The organism is Nonomuraea sp. NPDC003707, from assembly GCF_053587055.1.
The window spans coordinates 1-16,209 of sequence record NZ_JBSFNK010000088.1 but is presented as its reverse complement, the minus strand read 5'-3'; the positions used below and the strand labels follow the sequence as shown (position 1 = coordinate 16,209).

The 16,209-nt window shown below is 65.9% G+C and carries 12 protein-coding genes and 1 pseudogene; 6 read left to right on the top strand and 7 right to left on the bottom strand.

From position 1 onward, the window contains the following. Positions 1-139 precede the first annotated feature (139 nt). The 3 genes from ltrA to ACWDRB_RS66735 form a co-directional block, all read right to left on the bottom strand. The gene (gene ltrA / locus ACWDRB_RS66745) at positions 140-1,915 is read right to left on the bottom strand and encodes a group II intron reverse transcriptase/maturase (protein ID WP_449912575.1); all 1,776 of its coding nucleotides are present in this window, start codon (positions 1,913-1,915) and stop codon (positions 140-142) included. 648 nt (positions 1,916-2,563) lie between these two features. Then, positions 2,564-3,052: a reverse transcriptase domain-containing protein gene (locus ACWDRB_RS66740; protein WP_449912573.1), complete on the bottom strand. Its 489-nt coding sequence runs from the start codon at positions 3,050-3,052 to the stop codon at positions 2,564-2,566. A 118-nt stretch (positions 3,053-3,170) separates the two neighbouring features. Beyond that, positions 3,171-4,244 (bottom strand): ISL3 family transposase, encoded by a 1,074-nt coding sequence (locus ACWDRB_RS66735; RefSeq protein WP_449912576.1) that lies wholly within the window; start codon positions 4,242-4,244, stop codon positions 3,171-3,173. A 495-nt stretch (positions 4,245-4,739) separates the two neighbouring features. Here ACWDRB_RS66735 and ACWDRB_RS66730 point away from each other — a divergent pair, with 495 nt between their 5' ends. The 3 genes from ACWDRB_RS66730 (at position 4,740) to ACWDRB_RS66720 (ending at position 7,582) form a co-directional block, all read left to right on the top strand. Further along, on the top strand, positions 4,740-5,261 hold the full coding sequence (locus tag ACWDRB_RS66730; RefSeq protein WP_449912571.1) for a SigE family RNA polymerase sigma factor: 522 nt from the start codon (positions 4,740-4,742) through the stop codon (positions 5,259-5,261). Then, on the top strand, positions 5,258-6,457 hold the full coding sequence (locus ACWDRB_RS66725; protein WP_449912569.1) for a hypothetical protein: 1,200 nt from the start codon (positions 5,258-5,260) through the stop codon (positions 6,455-6,457). Before ACWDRB_RS66730 ends, ACWDRB_RS66725 begins: the two co-directional genes overlap by 4 nt. A 378-nt stretch (positions 6,458-6,835) precedes the next feature. Beyond that, positions 6,836-7,582 carry a hypothetical protein gene (locus ACWDRB_RS66720; protein WP_449912567.1) on the top strand — a complete coding sequence of 249 codons (747 nt, stop codon included), beginning with the start codon at positions 6,836-6,838 and terminating at the stop codon, positions 7,580-7,582. Between the two features lie 374 nt (positions 7,583-7,956). On the opposite strand, the gene ACWDRB_RS66715 is transcribed toward ACWDRB_RS66720, so the two are convergent. After that, a complete protein-coding gene (locus ACWDRB_RS66715) occupies positions 7,957-8,199 on the bottom strand; it encodes a hypothetical protein (RefSeq protein ID WP_449912566.1) in 243 nt (80 codons plus the stop codon). 228 nt (positions 8,200-8,427) lie between these two features. On the opposite strand from ACWDRB_RS66715, the gene ACWDRB_RS66710 reads away from it, so the two are divergent. Beyond that, positions 8,428-9,201: a hypothetical protein gene (locus tag ACWDRB_RS66710; protein WP_449912565.1), complete on the top strand. Its 774-nt coding sequence runs from the start codon at positions 8,428-8,430 to the stop codon at positions 9,199-9,201. Positions 9,202-10,194: 993 nt separating this feature from the next. On the opposite strand, the pseudogene ACWDRB_RS66705 reads toward ACWDRB_RS66710, so the two are convergent. Then, positions 10,195-10,860: pseudogene (locus ACWDRB_RS66705) on the bottom strand (ISAzo13 family transposase); the annotation flags it as partial. A 359-nt stretch (positions 10,861-11,219) separates the two neighbouring features. Between ACWDRB_RS66705 and ACWDRB_RS66700 the strand changes: the two are divergent. Continuing rightward, positions 11,220-12,044: a MarR family winged helix-turn-helix transcriptional regulator gene (locus ACWDRB_RS66700; protein ID WP_449912563.1), complete on the top strand. Its 825-nt coding sequence runs from the start codon at positions 11,220-11,222 to the stop codon at positions 12,042-12,044. Positions 12,045-12,625: 581 nt separating this feature from the next. Here the strand turns inward: ACWDRB_RS66700 and ACWDRB_RS66695 are convergent. After that, positions 12,626-13,069 (bottom strand): hypothetical protein, encoded by a 444-nt coding sequence (locus ACWDRB_RS66695; RefSeq protein WP_449912562.1) that lies wholly within the window; start codon positions 13,067-13,069, stop codon positions 12,626-12,628. Between the two features lie 337 nt (positions 13,070-13,406). Beyond that, complete coding sequence (locus ACWDRB_RS66690) at positions 13,407-14,639, bottom strand: MFS transporter (protein WP_449912560.1); 1,233 nt, start codon at positions 14,637-14,639, stop codon at positions 13,407-13,409. Between the two features lie 163 nt (positions 14,640-14,802). Here ACWDRB_RS66690 and ACWDRB_RS66685 point away from each other — a divergent pair, with 163 nt between their 5' ends. Beyond that, entirely contained in the window at positions 14,803-15,753 is a 951-nt protein-coding gene (locus tag ACWDRB_RS66685; RefSeq protein WP_449912558.1) for a helix-turn-helix domain-containing protein, read from the top strand. Positions 15,754-16,209: the final 456 nt, after the last annotated feature.

The window sequence follows — 16,209 nt, the reverse complement described above, 5'->3', positions numbered from 1 at the left end:
CTTTATGTCGCAGACGATTCGCCCTACGTCACGATTTCGCCCGATATCGACTCCATGCAGCAGGCGCAGGGATCAGTTTGTACACGGGCACTAAGAACCGGGCATGCCCGCTTTCCGGGCACCACGGCTCAGGCAAGTCCTATGGCTTGCGGGCAGGAAGAAGTGCTGGGCCTCTGGCGTCGGATTGGCGCCGACGTAGGCAGAGGGCGTGTATCAGGCGTGGTGCGGCAGGCTCGTCCGGCGGGCCATTTCGCGTCCCGGTGACGATCGCGTGCTTGCGTGTCGCCGTGCGGGTGGCTTTGAGCCACTGTTCCCATTCGTGTGGGCTTTGTGGCTCGTGGTCGGCGTGCAGCAGGAGGTCCCCGCAGAGAGGGCAGCGGCCGTCCTGCTCTTGGAGAAGACGCAGGGTGACCGTGTCCAACGGTGGTCTGTTGCGGCGTCGCCGCATGGCCCAGAAGTCCGCCAGGGTCGGATCATCGGGGGATGCCGTGCCTGGCACCATTCTGTGCCGGACGATGCGTGTCCAGGCGAACCGACGCAGGTAGAAGCCGCTGTTGCGGTCACCGAAGACCCATGTGTCGCGCCTGAACTTGTTGAACTCACCGAAGTATCGGGCGATAACCCAGCGCTTCGACTTGTTCGGATGGGAGTATCTGGCCCATTTGTAAGCGAGTCTCCACATGTGGTGATCCAGGGAGCGGAATGCTCGCTTGGAGACACCGATCCGGTAGTAGGCGGCCCAACCCTTGATGATCGGATTGAGCCGGGCGATCACCGCCGCGGCGTTGGCCCCTCGGAGGGCCACCATCTCAGCGGTCAACCGTTCCCGGATTTGCCGCATGGCCGCCTTGCTTGGTTTGGTCAGCAGCTTGCCACGGAACCGGCGTATATTAAACCCTAGAAAGTCGCAGCCCTGGTCGAGGTGGACTATACGTGTCTTTTCCTCGTTGAACTGTAATCCTCTGGGCGCCAGCCACGTGACCAGCCGTGCTTCGACTTGCTCGGCCTGTTCGCGCGAGTGGCACAGTGCGAGCAGATCGTCGGCGTATCTGACCAGAACCGGGGAGGTCCGCGCCACAGTCGCGGCGTTGTTGCCGAGCGTGTGATAGCGGACTCCAGCGGCCTTTTCCATGCCGTGCAGAGATATATTCAACAGCGTGGGGCTGATCACTCCGCCTTGAGGTGTTCCCTCCAGGGTAGGGGTGAACCAACCTTTATCGATCACACCGGCCTTCAACCAGGCTGCTATCATTCCCCGCCCGGGGAATGCGCCTAGCAAGGTAAGCAGATGTTGATGATCGATTCGGTCGAATGCCGCTTTCAAGTCGGCGTCGAGTACCCACAGGCGTTTGGCGTTATGGCCGTTGGCCGTGGTGTGGATAGCTACGATCGCGTCATGACAGCCGCGACCGGGCCGAAAACCATAGGACCTCGGCTCGAATCGCGCCTCCCACTCCGGTTCCAACGCGTTCAGGGTCAGAGCTTGAAGACACCTGTCCGCGATCACAGGAATTCCGAGTGGGCGCCGTTTCCCGCCCGACTTGGGAATGAACACTCGTCTGACCGGCTTGGGTTTCCACGGCGCGGCCCGGTGCTGCATCCAGTCGACCAGTTCAGCTTTGGCCTGTGGAAACAGTGCGACCTTCCCGTCGATCCCAGCCGTCTTGCGACCAGCATTGATCTCCGTCACACGACGCACGCTGACCAGCGCGTTGGCGCGGGAGCGGAGCATCAGCTTCTGTAAATTCCTGACCTTCTTGAGGTCTCCTGCCCGCGATGCTGCGAAGATGCGTTGCCTCAACCGCCGTACGTCCTCTTCGACTCGCCGCCAGTCAATGCACGACCAGTCAAGAAAATTGTCCTCCGGTCCGTTCGCCATCACGGCATCGGCCGTCTCGGCTGTCTGCGTTGTCATGGCGTCTAACTTGCCCTTCGGTTCCGGCGGTGATGGCCATCGCGTCCTCACCAACTCACCCAACCCGCGTCAGCACCTTTTCAGGTTGGGGCACAAACCCCTATCCGGCCAGTTATGCGGAGACCACTGGCAGAGATGCCAGCATGCGGCCTCCATTTCCTGTTGCCTTTCGGCTACCGGCGTTTGCTTCTCGGGTTGTCCTGCTCCCGCTGGGGAATTGGGCCTTCCTTGCGGTCGGCTTACCAGGATGTCCTCTGGACCCCATCGGGGTTGTCACGTTCCGCATGAGTGAGATGCGACCGGGGTGGGTGTCCTCTGGATCCCAGGGACGGTGGTGCACTCCCGACTGGCGAAGGTTGCCCAGCCGGCGCCTGCCGCTTTCCAACGACCAGTCCCTATTCCCCACTGGAGCCTTCCATCGGTGGAGATGTTCATGACGAGACATCATCGAGGATTCATTCACATTCACCCGTCCGGTCTTCCCCAGCCTGTAGTCCCCGGATGGAACGGGGACCCTTGGGCCTTTCCCTCAGGCTTCGCACCCCACGATTACTCGTGACGCACGCTGAGGTGGGGACATGCCCTGTGCACTGGCATGGGTTTCACACCTTCGACATTGTCGAACCTCCTTGGTGGATTCCACTCACATCAAGCGGCCTCGTGTCGCACTCCCTCGATGAACCAGGTCGTCCCAGTCCAGGTGTTGGCCACATCCCGCAACGCGGTGTGACAACCCCGGCCCGGACGGAAACCGTGAGACAGATCGGAGAAGGTCGGCTCGTAGTACGCCTCCAAAAGTAGGCGCACCACCTCACCAACCAGTTTGTCCGACCACGGCGGCAGACCCAGCGGCCTGGTCTTTCCGTTCTTTTTCGGAACGTGGATCCGCTTGACCGGGCTCCATCGATAGCGCTCATAGCGCAGCGCCTCGATGATCGCCTCGATCTTGCTCATCGACATGCCGTCCACGGTCTCCCCGGTGACCCCAGGCGTCATCGCCCCCTTGTTGGCGTAGATGCGCCCGTAGGCCAGCAGATACAACTGCGGGTTGAACAACTGCCGATATAACTCGTTCAACGACAGGCCGCACCTGCCGCGCTCACGCAGGACACCCAGCACCGTTTCGGCACTTTGCATTTCGCAATCCTCCCGACTCTAGGTGTCCGATCACCTGGCCCCCTTCGCCCTGATTCCGGCTCTCCCGGACTCCTCGGCCGGGCGTGACTCCGGCGACTACTGCGGGGCCTCCGTCGCCCTAGGACTCGCGTCCCGTAGGCGATCCCATGTTCGTCCTGGCCGTACGTGACAGCGTGACGTAGGCGTCCCACTCATCCCCTTCAATGCCCTCACTGGGCATCGCCCCGCACTCCAGCGGTTGCCCCGACCATTCCATCAAGCCAGAGCAGAGCGCGGCGTCGGCTTCGGGCGTCGTTTTCCGACGGATGCGACCTTCCATCAGCTGGGGATTGGGATTCAGGCAATCCAGCTTTCGCCAAATATCACGCGGGTTCCACGACGCGCCGCCTCCAACGCCTGAGCACGGCCGCCGCTTCAATGGCATGCTCTTGTCCCCTTCACCTTTCGGATCCAGGTGAGCCATCGAACCCAGAAACCTCCCTCCAGTTCCTCCCAGCTGAGCTGGGGATACGACCAGGCGCCTCATGGCGCACTGGAAGCGATCAGCCACCTGAATCGCGTCGGGAGCGCCGGCAGCGGCGCCTTCGGCATAGGAGCCGGCTCGATCCCTGCAGATGATCTCCACTCCGGGATGCTGCCGGAGCCAGTCCGCGAGCGTGTCGCCCTGGCGATCGTCCAGCACGTCGATGGGGTTGCCCGCCTCCAGGTCGATCAGGATGGTGGCGTAGGAGTGACCGCGGCGTTTGGCGAAGTCGTCCACTCCCAGCACGCGGACCTGGCCGATCTCGGGATCAGGCAGAGCGCGCAGCAGTCGGATCAGCAGCGACCGGGACACCGTGATGCCGAGTTTGGCGGCGAGTCTGGCCCCGGCTCGACCGGCTAAGGCCAGCGCGATGTGCTCCAGCACCAGACCAAGCGCCGGGGTGCGCCGCGCGTGCCGTTGGGTCAAGCCGGGCACCTGCTCGGCGAAGGTCTCGACGGCGCAACCGGGGTTGGGACAGAACAGCCTGCGAGACTCCAACTCGATTATCACTGGCACGCCGCCGCAGGTCATATCGCTGAGACGGCGGCGATAGCGACTATGCACCCGCCGTGTTGGCGTGGCGCACGAGGGACACTCCGCCTCACCGTCTCGCGTACGGGCCTGGATGAGTATCCCGCTCCCAGCGCGGGAGACGGTCTGGACGTGCACGTTGTCCACATGTGGGAAGAACTCCCCGAGAAGATCGAGGCAGCAGGACTCCACGCCTGCCGGGCGATGCAGCACAATAGCCCTCGCGGCCGCTCGTTGATGATCGGATTCTTGGTCGAACCTGATCTTGGCGATGCGGCCGCATCCATGCCTGGCCGGTTACGGAATCGCGACTCCGATCACGATCGGTCACCTCTTCACGATCTTTGTGCCAGAGCCATTTCTGATGGCCGCCAGCTGAGAGAACCCAAGTCCACCTACCTGGGGATCCTCATGACCGTTGACACACTTGGGCGGGCAGCGGCACGTGGTATCAACGACGGCCGAATTCACGCGTCGTCGACACGTGGAAGGCTCGCAGGAGAGCAAGAGACAGTGACCATCGGCTTGACGTTGTCGACCACTCGTGACAGTGGTCCTTACCGGCATCCCTTCTAGCGCGGATCGAACCTTTCCACTCCTCTCCGGCGTCGGTAACGGTCGAGAGGAGTCGTCTTGGATCCCAATGACAGCTTCCGTGAGTTCGTCGCCGCGCATCAGCAAGCGCTGATGCGCACGGCGTACCTACTCACGGGAGACGCCCACCAGGCCGAGGACCTGCTGCAGAGCGTCCTGCTCAAGGTGCTGCGGCGCTGGTCCCGGTTATCTCACGTCGAGCGCCCCGAGGCGTACGCGCGTAAGGCGCTGGTGAACCAGCACATCTCGTGGCGGCGGCGCCGGGTCAGGACGGAACTCCCGACCGCCGAACCGCCCGACCGGCCGTACTCAAGCGAGGACTCCACCCTCGTACGGCTCGTCATGCGCCAGGCCCTTATGGGGCTGCCGCCTCGGCAGCGGGCGGTGGTCGTGCTGCGTTACTACGAGGACCGGACAGAACGGGAGACCGCTGAGCTGATGAACTGCTCGATCGGGACCGTGAAGAGCCAGACCCACTACGCGCTGGCCCGCCTGCGCGAGCTGGCGCCCGGCCTGGCGCCGAAGCTCGCCAGCCTGGAGACCGAGGAGGCCTACCGATGACCTGGCTGCGAGATGTGCTCGTCGATCTGGCCGCCGAGTCACCACGGGTGGACCTGGCCGAACGCACGATCGCCACGCGCGACCACAGGCGGCGTACCGCGATCTCGCTCCTCGCGGCGGCCATGGTCGTGGTCACCGCGCTCGGCGGGACGCTCGCCGTGCGGTTGCTGCCGGAGGCGCCCACCCCGGCCGCCTCCGGCAAGGACGACCTGCCCACGCGTGGGGACGACCTGCCCACGCGTGGGGTGGGGCCCCTGAGCCACGCGTACAAGTCCTTCTGCGAGCCTGTCAGCGGGAAGGCTCCATCACACTGCCAGGACGGGGGCTGGCGAGTGGTCACCCGCAGCGGCAGGACCTACCACGTGCCGGAGGCGCTGCCGAGCCTCAGCCTGCAAGACAGCCCGCTGGCGATCAGCCGGGACGGCCGCAAGATCGCTTACTACAGCGCGAAGGAAGGCACCTTCCAGGTTCGCGATCTGGCCTCGGGCGCGAAGACCACGGCGCCGATGAAGCTGCCCCCGAAGAAGTGGCTGTACAGCATCACACGGCTGATGTTGTCGGACGACGGGCGGTACCTGGCCTTCAGCAAGGTCCCCGATCTCAAGGATCCCGCGCTGCTCTTCGACATGCACGACAGGGTCGTCCGCGAACTTCCAGCCCGCTGGGTCCCCATCGGCCTGTCACCGGATGGAGCCACCATCACCCTCGCGGAGTACTCGCCCAACTCCCAGCTGCGCACGATCTCCAACCTCTGGCCGCCCACCTCACCGGGCAACTCCACGGCGGTCATCCTGCCACAGCACTACGCCTTCAGCCCGCTGGCGCCGGACGGCAAGACCGTCGCAGCCGTCGAGGACTACAGCACCGCCGAGAAACCCTGCCAGATGGGCGACCTCGTCCTGCTGGACACGCTCACCGGCAAGAAGCAGAAGACAGTCCCCATCCGTGGCCTGTCGGCTGACGTCAGTCAGATCTACCTGCGTACGTGGCGCAGCGCCGACGAGGTTACAGCCCTGACGACGTCCGTCCGCTGCAGACCGTCATCCAAGGTGCCGGTTGACGAGACGGCGCCGCCCTACCGGACCTTCACGGCCTACGCAGTGAACGTCAGGACCGGCGAGGCCAGGAAACTGACCACGTTCAGGGCGCAGGACATTTTCGGTATCGCCATGCCCGGTCCTCCCGGGGCGATATGACCACGACCTTCCTGCCTTACAGCAGGGGTCGTTGCACGATGCCGGCGATGACCGCTGGATGCCCGAGTTCGGCCTGGCCGTCGTGGTGACCACGCGGCGCGTGATCTGCAGCGGGATCATGAAGGGCATCGCGGTGCCATGACGAGGGACGGTGCCATGACGTGGGAACACGTACGAAGACGCGGCTTGCCGACGGCACCGGCTACCACGACAAGGCCACCTCGGACCCTCAACGAGAACGGCGGCGCATGGACCGATGCGCCGCCGGAGAGCACGCACCGTCACGGTGGAACTCTTCTTCAACGATGACTCGCGACCGTTGAATAGGCGGCCTCACCAGTATCAACCCCCGTCTTGGGGTTGATACTGGAGGTCGGGATGACCAAGCGTCTTGATGTAGCGAAGTGCCCCGTTGACGGTGAGGCCGAACATGTCACAGACACGGCGGAGATCGCCTGCGCTAGCGCGGACCCGCACTCCGACTACAAGGTCGACCAGCGCGGAGTGCAGGGCAGCGCCCACGGCGCCCTGCTCATCGACGGCAGCCTCGCCTGCCCGCTCATCCCCGGCAGGCTCGCCCAGGCGACCACCGGCCTGGACGACGCCGCCATCCGCGCCCCGTCCGAGGAACTCACCGCGTTGATCAGCGCGCGGGAGCCGTACTTGCTGCGCCTCAAGCAGAGCCCGAACACCAGCGGCACTGTCCGCTTCCAATGCCCTGCAGCAGGCACCTCCCCGTCGGTCACCTGCCCCCGCTTCGACCGCCTCCACCAGCGCGGGCCCAGCCGTCCCACCACGGTCGACCTGACCGACGCTCGGCAGCGAGCCGCTCACCCGGCGGCGAAACCCCACGTCCTGCCCCCGAGTCCCGACCACAAGCCCGGCGAACTGCCGAAGATCTGCCGCCAGCAGACCGTCACTGTTGGCAAGGGCGACCTCGGCCATCTCGACAAATTCCGTCAGGATCTGCCCTACCTCAGTCCCGCCTGGATCGGGACCTACAGTCCGTCCGCGCCAACACCGAGGGGATCAACGGCAGGGTCAAGGGGCATGACCTCGACCTCGGCGACCCTAAGAACCGGCTCGCTCACGGCCGCGTCGCCCAGACCATCTTGGCCGCGCTGATCGTCGCCGTCGCCAACGACCACTTCCTCGACCAGTGGCGCCACACCCAGCAGCCTCCAGACGAGCCCGACACCTCGGCCGACGTCCTCGAAATCCCAGCAGATCAGGTCGACCGCATGCCGCTCCCGGGTCGGAGCAGGCCACCACCCATCCCATAAGCCGCAATTCAGATCACCCTGTCGCAGCACCCAGCCCGGCGTCGGCTTCGCCATGCCCAACGACGCGAACTCGGTCCTCGACCAGCGGTCTGACACCACCTGGACCTTCCCGGGCACCTGCTCCGCGGCTCCCAAACCAGGACGAACCCGATTCGGAAACCCCTGAAACGACAAGATCCCGCCTGATCGCGATGATCAGACGGGATCCCGTCAACTTCAGTCCAGCCGTTTCAAGAACGGCCCTCCAAGGAAACGGTCGGCTTCCCCGGGACCCACCGTCCAGATGGGCTGACCACAGAACCGTGCAAGCTCGAAGATCACAGATCGGTCGGCAGCGAGCACGCCATCGGTGACGCCCGCGCCGACCCCCGCCAGGAGGTACTGGTCGACGAGCTCCTGCTCGAAGTCCTCAATCTCTTGAGCCGTCCGCAACCGCCGCGGTGCACCAAGAGCGCGCACCGCTGCCAGCGTCAGGGGTACTCCAACTCACCAGGAGGGCTCATCTGTTATAGATATCAGCTTTCCGTCGAGATTCTCGACAGAACGCCGAACTTTAGAATTCTTCACGTAAACCACGGATGGCCTGCAAATGGGCTCCACCACGACCAATGTGAACTTCGAGAACCCACGGGAGTCGGGGTAGACGATGGTGGGTCGCCGCCGCGAGGAGCAGGGGGCTGTCCCATCTTGGTCAACTTGTTGGATGAGGGCGGTGACATGACGGATCATTCCGGTTTCGGCGGGCTGTTGACGCAGCTCCTCGACTATCGCCAGACGGATATCGCTTGGCTGGCCTCGGTGTCAGGCATCCTGGAATCCGAGCTGCGCTCGATGATCGATGGCGCACCGCCGTCCCCGTCACAGCTCGACGACCTTGCCGCCGCGCTTGGTTTCCACACCGCAGACCTCTTCGTGATCGCCGGACTCCCGGTACCTGAGCTCCTTATGCCTTACGAACCGACGGCGGGAGCTGCACTCTCGCGCCTGGTCAAAGTCGCGACGGCTTTGCCGGAAGATCAGCGGGCCCACCTCCGTGAAACCATCGAGCGCTTGCCCCAGTTGCCTTACGTTCGTCCGGCCGATCGGCCGCGCACCTACTGTCAAGGGGACGGCGGCTTCGGGGAGATGCTCGTCACCATGCTGTGCGTCAACCGGAACCTCCATTCCCCAGTCGCCGCCACCAAGACGCTGGCTCTGTCGACCCGAGGCCGCGTGTATCTGTCCGCCTCCACCATCCATTCCATCGCTGCGGGCCGTGCTCCGCTGAAGCCGATTTGGCTGGCAGGCTTCGCGACCACCCTCGGCATTCCCGCCGCCGACCTCGCGGCTATCACCGGCATCGATCTCTCCGAGGCGGCACTGTCACACGATCCACTGGCGGCGGAGATGGCCGGGGCGCGGGGTCAGGAACGTTCTACTTCACGGCGACGGCCGCCAGGACGCGCAGCCGCATCCGCGTAGGTGACGCCCGCAGTGAGCCGCGGGCGGGAGATGGGCAGGTGGACGTCCTACGGTCGAGCGAGCGGGGAAGCGGGCACAGCTGCACCAGCGACGTCGGCCACGGCGTTGCGGCCTCGGCGTTGCACGAGCGCGGCGGCGCCCACGGGCAGCCAGCACCAGTCGAGCCAGACCGGCCCAGAGGGCCGGACGCGGTCCTCGGCCATGATCTTGAGGGTACGTAACGCGGTGGGGTAACGGCACCGCAGGTCGACGACGTGCCCCGGCGATGCCGGCGCTCGGCCGGTAGCGGCAGGAGCGGCACGCGGGGACGAGGCCGAACGGGGCGCACCCCGGACGAGATCCGCGGTGAAGATCTACAATGTAAAGGCACGGGGATTGGTCGCGCTCCTTCTCATCTGTCACTCCCAGAAATAAAGGCACGGGCTTCGCCCGTACGCTCTTACGAAAAGGGCTTAAAATGATTATCAATCACCAATTTGGCGGGCGTGGGAAGTCGGCTGGTCAATCTCGCATAGGCGCGCGAGCGATGCTGCGCTATTGGGCTGACCGGGCCGATCAGGTCATGTTTGACCTTCTTTGGTGAGCGGGGGTCTTTCGGTTGGCCTCGGGTGCCGTCGGCGGCGGGCGAGTTGGTGTGCGCTGGCAAACGCATGGCGCCGAAGCTTCCAGCGGGGTGAACATGATCCCGGGTACCGGGTGACCCTACTCTTCACGGCAGCCCCTATCCGACGCCCGATTTCTCTTGCCGTGACCCGTTGGTTCCTGATGCGATTGGGAACTGTGACCTGGAGCGGCGGGAGCAGTGCATGGGGTTACAGGCGAAGAAATGGAAGTTACTGGCGGGATGGCTGATCGGCTCGGCGATCGGGATTCCGTTGGGCCTTCTCCTTGGCAGGTTCGTGCCGTGGTATCTCGTCTTGGCTGGCTTCGTCATGGTGATCTTGTGCCTGATGGTGGCAGCCATGGTCATGCCGACACCGGAAAAGCGGCCGCGCCGTACGGGATGGCCTTGCCCAACTGCGTATCGAGGAAGTCATGGGTGGCGACCGCGACCGGCTGGCCCGTGGGCCGCCATTCACGCCCGGCGTTCTTGAACGCGCCGATGAGTTCCTTCTTCTTGGTGTCGACGCTCACCACCGGGTCCCCAGCCGCCTGGTACTGCTTGATCTGCTCGTTGATGTAGCGGAACTGGGCGTCTCGATCCGGGTGCCGACTGCCTTCCAAGGTCTTGGCGTTGGCCTGCAGGCTGAACCCCTCCTGGCGCAGAAGATCGGCTACGGTATCAGCGCTGATCTTGTGTCCCTGGCGGCCCAGCTGGGCGGCGAGCTTACGGGTCGAGGTGGTCGTCCACCGCAGCGGCGACATCGGATCCCCGCGCATGTCCGGCTCGACCAAAGCCAGCAGCGCCGGCCGCAGTTCCGGATCGAGGTCCGCCACCCGCTTGCGCCCGCCACCGGGGCGGCGCACCCGACCCAGCGGCTCCTGCCCCGACTCCAGTTCCTTCACCCCAGCCGACACCGTGGCCTCGCGAACCCCGGCTGCCCGAGCCACCGCCCGGACGCCACCATGCCCGAGCACGCGGGCTTCGGCCCCCATCAGCAACCGCCGCTGCCGCTCATCCAGATGCGGAAAGAGTGCCTCGAACTTCGCCGCCAGCATCGTCACAGTTTCTGTCGCCACACCCGTACCACAGCAACGATGGACATCCGCGAAAGCTACGGGTTATTCCTCTGCAAGCCCTAATAGCAACGCACAGCAAACTCCCACCGGGGGCTCCCGACTGATTGCCTGTGAGGCCGACATGACCTGTGGTGAGCACGGACCGAGTCTGGCCCAGTCGGCAACCAGAGCGCGGCAACCGAGCGGGTGGCCGAGCTGGGTGATACCCCGGCGCCGCCCGGCAGAATCGACCGGGGAGTTATCGACCGGGAGTTGTCGAATCCGGGCCACGTCGTTCGTAGCCAAGGTGAGAGGCCGCCCGCCAGGGGCGCTGCCACGACCGCAGGAGATGCCGACCGATGCCGCACCCTCAGGCCAAGATCCACCGCATGTTCGAGCTCGTCGAGCCGATCGCCACCGTCACCTTCTCCGAGGTGCCGAACGAGGCGTTCCTGGCCGTCGGCATGCGCAACTACTGGGACGGATACTTCGCGGGCCGGGCCGCGCCGCTGGGGATGGCATCGGCCGAGGTGGTGCATGCGGTCTTCTACAACTTCGCCGACGGCGAGGTGGCGCGCCACATCCCCTGGGTGTGGGGGAAGATCAGCCCGCAGGAGGCGATCGCCGTGCGCGAGCGGGGCAGCGCCGCCGCGCTGCGGCAGATGATCGGGGAGCTTGCCGACTCACCCGGTCTGGTGCGGGTCGCCGACCTCGCCACCCGAGCAGCGCTCAGCGCGCCGGCCGAGGGCCGGGTGCTGTACGCCGGGCTGCGGGCGCTCGGCGTGCCCGAGGAGCCGGTGGCCAGGCTGTGGCACGCGGCGACGCTGCTGTGGGAGCACCGGGGGGACGGCCACAAAGCCGCTCTTCTCGCCCACGGCATCGGTGGCACCGAGTCCCATGTCCTCATGGCGCTTTCCCTCGGGATGCGGGCGGAGGAGTTCGGCCGGATCCACCACCTGCCCAAGGCACGGCTGGCCGCCGTCGTCGATGGGCTGCGCGGCCGCGGCCTCGTGAACGCCCACGGCCGCTTCACCGACACCGGCCGGCAGATCAAGGCGCGGATCGAGGCCCTCACCGATGAGCTGGCAGCCCCGGCGTACGACGTGCTCAGTGCGGACGAGCTCGACGAGCTGATCGCGGGGCTCGAGCCGATCGTCGCCGCGGTAGGGGCCGTTGACGACTGAGCGGGCGCATCAGGCGACGGCCACGACCTCAGCCCGACCTTCGAGGTGAGCAGGTCGTCGCGCGGGATCACCCGCATGGCGTAACCGAAGGCGCCGCCACGGTCGAGACCGATGAGCCCGTCGAAGCGGTAGCGATCACAGCCGGCACGCCACGCCTGGCTGCGATGCTGTCCCCCGCGCGAGCGGGGCCCTACCCGGCTCGAAGACATGGCCGACGACGCGGCGGCGCCACGCCCAGCGCGCGCATCGGCGCGCCCGAGGCGTACTCACCTTGCGTCTGATCTGAGCCCGCTTCTCCGCGCCACACCGGCACCGCCGAAGTCCTGGCCGCCCGGCTACTGGCCGCCGCCCGCGTCTATGCCTCCCCCGGCCACCTGTTCGAGGCGGCCTGGTACGCCGAACTGGCCTACCTGACCGACCAGCGCGGCGGACTGGATCCGGCCGGAGCACGCTGCCACAACACCGTTATCCTCGCCTCCGGCGACCGCTGCCCCGCCCTGTCCCATCTCACCGTGCTCAAGTCCTTCAACCCTCACGCCTTGGCGATCTCCCAGGGTGCTTCGACCGCGTCTTGTCCCGCTTCACGCAGTGACCTCGCGCTGCCGCTGGGCCAGGAGCGCGGCCAGCAGGGTGACGGTCGCGTCCGGCGCATTGCGGGCCCGCCGGCGCAGGTGCGAGGGCGACTCCACCGCAGCGCGGAACCGCCATACGGCCAGCACCTTGGGCACCACGTCAGCGAACAGTGCTGTTGGCAATCCGATGGTGCGGATCGCGTTCAGCTTGCGGATCTCAGTCAGCATCGAGTCCAGGCTCACATTGCCCGGCATCGCCTTGATCAAGGCGAGGATCGAGTCCTCGTCCTCCTGGTCGTCCTCGACCTCCGCCTGCTGGGCATCATCGGCAGCCTCGCTGGCGTCGCTGTCGGCGGCGATCAGGGCCAGCACGCGGGCCGTCGTATCCTCGCCCGGACGGGTTGCGATCTTCGCGAACCAGGTTTCTTCGGCGTTGTGCAGCGCCGACCGCACGATCCTGGGGATGCGGCCAGGCCCGGTGATACTCGATCGTGCTGCCCGACCAGCGGTACTCGGCGAACAGGGCGGCATCGACCTTCACTTGGCCAGCCATGTAGTCGACCGCCGCCTTCGGCACGTCCTCCCGGCGCGGAAAACGGCCTTCCAATGACACCACGGTGATGCCGCGGTCGCGGAGCTCGTTGACGGTAGTCAGCACGTGCCCCGCGTCTGGCTACCGCGATCGCTGTGGGCTTTGGAAGTGATCGCGACGCTCGCGGTCTCCTCGCGTTCGGTAGGTACCTCAACATGCGTTTCTATCCCGTCGTCGCGAGTGCCTGTCCCGGCGGTGTCATTTCGCAGAGGTGGCCAGCTTGCCGGTCTCGTCGATGACCTCCCCATCGCATTCTCCGGTAGGTCGTGACAGCCAGCAGGCGAGGAACGCCGCGAACGCGGCGAAGGCCGCGGCGATGGGCAGCAGGAGGACCGCGGAGCCGGTGGTGAGAATGACCGCTCCGATGCTGCTGGCCAAGAAGCTGCCGAGGTACCCGGCAGACGTGTTCAGCGATGTCACGAGCGACGCGCCCTCGGGAGGGACGTAGGCCATGATCCGATGCTGCTGCGGCCCGATGACTGAGTACGACACGACACCGCTGAGCGCTTCGGCGATCAGCACGAGAATGAAGACTTCCCGAATCGGAAGCATGATCAGGAACACCGCGGCGACGCCTGTGGTGGCGCCGATCACGACGCGCCGCGGGCCGTACCAATCGGCAAACGAGCCGGCCGTCAGGTTTCCCGCTGTGGCGGCAACTCCGAACACCAGCAGCAGGAGTGCAAGTCGGGATTGCTCGCCACCGATGGCCGGCGCGAAGACCGCACTCATGTACGTGAAGGGAAGAAAGATGCCGATGAACGCCAGCAGTGTGACTACCAGGATCCGCATGACCCGCCGGTCGGTCAGCGGCGCAATGCGCCGCCGCAGTGTCGCGCCTTGATCGAGTCTGATGGGCGGTAGCAGGACGGCGAGGACGACCGCAACGACACCGGCGACCGCGGCGACGAACCAAATCGCCTTCTGCCAGCCCCATGCTCCGCCGATGAGGGTGCCCAGCGGAGCACCCAGCACCAGCGACAGCGTCGCCCCGGCGGTCACCATGGCGATGGCGCTCCCTCTCCGCTGGTCGCCGGCGAGGTGTGCGGCCGTGGCCACGGCGCTCGCGACGAACAGCGCCGCACCGGAACCCGCCAGCACGCGGGACGCGAGGACCAGCCCGTAAACGTGCGTCGACGCGGTCACGGCGTTCCCCGCCGCGAGCAGCGCGACTCCGGTCACGAGGACTCGGCGCCTGGGCCACTTGCCCGTGAATGCGGCGAGAATAGGCCCCAAGAGCGCATAGGCAATGGCGAATACACTCACCAGTTGACCGGCTGCAGCAGTACTGACATGCAGCGTTTTGTGGATCTCGGGAAGGAGACCGACGATGATGTATCCGTCAGTTCCGACCGCGAATGTTCCGAGCGTCAGAACCGCGGTCCGTGCACGCCAAGGGTACTCGCCGGGAGTCTTTCCATTCCCAGCCATCTAATATGACTCCCAAGCCAGTCGACGGATACTCTCAAGGGCGTCCTGAACGGTTGACCACGCACAGGCAGGCGTGTTTTGTTCTGTCGTCATGGGGCTAGCTTGGCGGCCAACCGTCGTCCCGCCGAGTGTCAGGAAAGACGTCATGAGGTACTTTCCTGCCATGCATCACGTAGTGGCACTCGTCCGCCCCCGGCAATCGACCTTCGAACTCGCCTGCGCGGCCCAGGTGTTCGGCATCGAGTGGCCAGAACTCCCGACGCGGTACGCCTTCACCGTGTGCACGGAGCACCCTGGCCCGGTCGCGACGCGTGCCGGGTACGACATGCTCGTGAGCGACGGGCTGGACGCACTCGACCGTGCGGACACCGTGGTCGTCCCGGGCTGGCTGCCCACCGAGGAGCCACCCTCACCCGCGGTCGTCCGGGCACTGCGCCGGGCGCACTCCCGCGGAACGCGGGTGGTCAGCATCTGCTCCGGTGCCTTCGCGCTGGCCCACGCCGGTCTGCTGGACGGACGAGGGGCGACCACCCACTGGGCGCTGGCGGACGAGCTCGCCGCGCGCTTTCCCGCCATCCGGGTCGACGCGGATGTGTTGTACGTGGACCACGGTGACGTAGCCACCAGCGCCGGCGCCGGGGCCGGCATCGACCTGTGCATGCACCTGGTCCGCAGCGACCAGGGTGCCCGGTACGCCGCACATATCGCACGGACCATGGTCATGCCGCCCCACCGCGAGGGCGGGCAATTGCAGTACTCGGCGCCGCCCCACCGCGAACAGATCGACGACACGCTCGCGCCGTTGTTGGAGTGGATCAACGAGAAACTCGGCGAACCGGTGACCATCGAGAGCATGGCTGCGCAGGCGGGCGTCTCAGCGCGAACCCTCACCCGACGGTTCGCCGTACAGCTCGGCACCAGCCCAGGGCAATGGCTGCTCGCCCAGCGGATCGCCACGGCTCGGGAACTACTGGAGTCCTCCGACCTCCCATTGGACGCCGTCGCCCGCCGCGTCGGCCTCTCATCGGCCACCAACCTCCGCAGGCGCTTCCTCAACACCCTGGGCACAACGCCGGGCGCTTACCGCCGAGCGTTCCGGGCCGAGCCACGATGACAACCCTGCGCCCGTGTCGCCAGCGGCCTTTAGCTGCGAAATGCCGCAGATGGCGACTGGTGAGGCTAGCCTTTCCGACAGGCTGTCATCCATCCGCCGGTTTCGGTTCCGTGCCCGCTCCGCATCGAGGTCGATCTGCCTCAGCCGCGCTCGGCTGGCCACCCTCATGCCCGGCGTCACCAGGACCGGGCGCACCCTCGTGTTCACTGCCGAGACCATGACGGCCGTCTACGGCATACTCCGACTCATCGTCGCGCTCACCCAAGCCGGCTTGTGAGCACGACGACCAGGGCGTCAGCCCCAACTCCCCCAGCTGCGCGGGCCGCAACGGCCACACGGCCAGTAGTACTCGGTCGTCCAGGTGGTATCCGGGGTAACGATCTTGAAAGGCTATGTTTGCCCAGGTGGAACGCTTGCGGTCGCGTCCGTATGAGAAGAGGTGGGCGGGCCGGTCAG

What these genes read in the sequence shown, in the direction of transcription:
- ACWDRB_RS66690 (WP_449912560.1), bottom strand. Translation starts at nt 14,639, where the DNA reads ATGGCTGGGAATGGAAAGACTCCCGGCGAGTACCCTTGGCGTGCACGG.
- ACWDRB_RS66685 (WP_449912558.1), top strand. Translation starts at nt 14,803, where the DNA reads ATGCATCACGTAGTGGCACTCGTCCGCCCCCGGCAATCGACCTTCGAA.
- ACWDRB_RS66700 (WP_449912563.1), top strand. Translation starts at nt 11,220, where the DNA reads ATGCCGCACCCTCAGGCCAAGATCCACCGCATGTTCGAGCTCGTCGAG.
- ACWDRB_RS66720 (WP_449912567.1), top strand. Translation starts at nt 6,836, where the DNA reads ATGACCAAGCGTCTTGATGTAGCGAAGTGCCCCGTTGACGGTGAGGCC.
- ltrA (WP_449912575.1), bottom strand. Translation starts at nt 1,915, where the DNA reads ATGACAACGCAGACAGCCGAGACGGCCGATGCCGTGATGGCGAACGGA.
- ACWDRB_RS66740 (WP_449912573.1), bottom strand. Translation starts at nt 3,052, where the DNA reads ATGCAAAGTGCCGAAACGGTGCTGGGTGTCCTGCGTGAGCGCGGCAGG.
- ACWDRB_RS66725 (WP_449912569.1), top strand. Translation starts at nt 5,258, where the DNA reads ATGACCTGGCTGCGAGATGTGCTCGTCGATCTGGCCGCCGAGTCACCA.